The sequence below is a fragment of the Dietzia sp. E1 genome, from assembly GCF_014145015.1.
GTDB lineage: Bacteria > Actinomycetota > Actinomycetes > Mycobacteriales > Mycobacteriaceae > Dietzia > Dietzia cinnamea_A.
This window is the reverse complement of the sequence record NZ_JAALDU010000272.1, coordinates 1-1,327: the sequence shown is the minus strand read 5'-3', so window position 1 is coordinate 1,327 and position 1,327 is coordinate 1. Positions and strand designations below refer to the sequence as shown.

1 pseudogene is annotated in these 1,327 nt (G+C 65.6%); it reads right to left on the bottom strand.

What is annotated here, in order from left to right:
* A pseudogene (locus tag G6030_RS09775) lies at positions 1–1,124 on the bottom strand (IS256 family transposase); the annotation flags it as partial.
* Positions 1,125–1,327: the final 203 nt, after the last annotated feature.

Sequence of the window (1,327 nt, the reverse complement as noted above, 5' to 3'; positions counted from 1 at the left end):
CCGAAAATTCGCAGATCCCCGTGAATCACCGGGGCTAGCCATAGCAGCTTGATCGCGGCGGCATCGCTGGGGAAGTGCCCGCGGTTCTTGGTGATCTTGCGCAGCTGGTAGTTCAGCGACTCGATCGAGTTCGTGGTGTAGATCAGCTTGCGTGTGGCTGGGCCGAAGGCCAGGAACGGGATGAACCGCTCCCAGGCGGCCTCCCACGACCTGACGGCGGTGGGGTACTTGGCGCCCAGCGGCGATTCGGCGAAGGCCTCCAGTGCGGCTCTGGCGGCCTCGGCGTTGGCGGCGGTGTAGATCGGCTTGAGTGCCTTGGCCACGTTCTTGCGGTCGCTGTAGGACACGAACCGCATCGAGGCCCGGATCAGGTGCACCACGCAGGTCTGCACCTCGGCGAAAGGCCAGGTCGCGGCAATCGCCTCGGACAGTCCGGTCAGCCCGTCGCAGGCCACGATCAGGACGTCTTTGACGCCGCGATTGGCCAGTTCGGCGCACACGCTGGCCCAGAACGCCGCGCCTTCCTTGGCCTGCACCCAGATGCCGAGCACGTGCTTGACGCCCTCAAGATCGACCCCGACCGCGATGTGGGCAGCGCGGGTCTTCACGTGGGCTCCATCGCGGATCTTGATGTGGATCGCGTCCAGGAACACCACCGGGTAGAACGCCTCCAACGGGCGGTGCTGCCAGGCGGCGGCTTCGTCCAGGACCGCGTCGGTGACGTTGGCGATGGACTCGTGCGACAGCTCCACCCCCAGGGTCCGCGCGAGGTGGTGCTCGATCTCCCGGACGGTCATTCCGCCGGCGTACAGCGAGATGATCTGGTCCTCCAGCCCGCCGAGCCGGCGGGCGCCCTTCGGGACGAGCTGGGAGGCGAACGAGCCCTGCCGATCGCGGGGCTGATCCAGTTCCACCGGGCCGACCTCGGTGGCCACGGTCTTGCGCGAAGTGCCGTTGCGGTGGTTTCCGTCCCCGCCACGGGCGTGGGCATCGCGGCCCAGATGCTCGGTCAGCTCGGCGCCCATGCCCCGCTCAAGGACGGCCTTGAGCATCTCGTTCAAAAAGCCGTCCTTGCCAGTCAACTCCAACCCTCGCGAACGGGTCTCGGCGAGTACGTGATCAATCAGCGCATCCGAGAACACCTCCCGGCGAAGCCCAACAGCATCTGATACATCCGTAGCGTCGTGGTCGTCAACAGCCATAGCGTTCATGATTCCTCCTCCGGATCAACTCACACAGACCATCTGACACGCCCTGCGGAAGCTGGACCGTCCACAGCGCTGAAGGTTGAGTTCATCGACCGCCACAAGGACGAACACGGTGTCCA